The sequence below is a fragment of the Thiolapillus sp. genome, from assembly GCF_048562965.1.
GTDB classification, from domain to species: Bacteria; Pseudomonadota; Gammaproteobacteria; order Chromatiales; family Chromatiaceae; genus Thiolapillus; species Thiolapillus brandeum_A.
In genome coordinates this window covers 1-764 of the sequence record NZ_JBHNMF010001235.1, presented here as the reverse complement: position 1 = coordinate 764, position 764 = coordinate 1, and the positions used below count along the sequence as shown (strand labels likewise).

At 49.7% G+C, this 764-nt stretch carries 1 pseudogene; it reads left to right on the top strand.

From position 1 onward, the window contains the following. Positions 1 to 465 precede the first annotated feature (465 nt). Positions 466 to 642, top strand: a pseudogene (locus tag ACOCD2_RS23515) (IS1380 family transposase); the annotation flags it as partial. Between the last annotated feature and the right edge of the window lie 122 nt (positions 643 to 764).

Genomic DNA, 764 nt, shown 5'->3' with positions numbered 1-764 from the left:
AGCAGGATGCAGCAATCAGCGTATAGAACAAGCTCTAACGGGCAGTATGAACAAAATAGCAACTTTATTTCACCCGAAAATATACGGTGGAACAATGTTGCTTACTCTAAACTCTAGTAGAGATTTACCATCAGAATTGTCCATATAGAATCAGACAATTGTATGAAATGTTCAATTTGAGCTTAATGTAGTGAATGAATTGGGTATATTTTAGGTAGATGAGATGGGGCTCAGTAGAACCTGAATCCGTGACTTCGGCAGCCACCTGAAAGTCGTTCGCCCGATGATAATCGCGTAAAATTGCAGTTCCAGTGATTTTCATGATTTCACCCAAGGGGTGAACTGCCAATGACATTCATCTTCGAGCAAAGCGACACGGAAATCTACGCCTCCCATGCCGGCCTGGTGGTAGCCGGCCCCATCATCAATCGCCACAGTGGGCTGAAAAAGCGCCTCAAGTCCATCCCCCTGCGCCACGGCATAGCCCATATCGACCTGGTCCGGACCTATCTTGGACTGCTGTGCCAGGGCAAGAACGACTTCGAGGCCGTAGAAGGTATCCGCAAGGATCCGTTCTTCCAGCAAGCACTCGGTATCGGACGGGTGCCCTCGTCGGCCCGTCTGCGGCAGCGTTTCGATGAACAGTAAGCGCCCAAGAATCCACACCTGTTTTCCCGACCTGACCCCGTGCAGACTTTCTCCTGAAATTTCACGACACAGGAGAAATCGATGGACATGTCTGATGCCACCGAAGGCGCGTCATT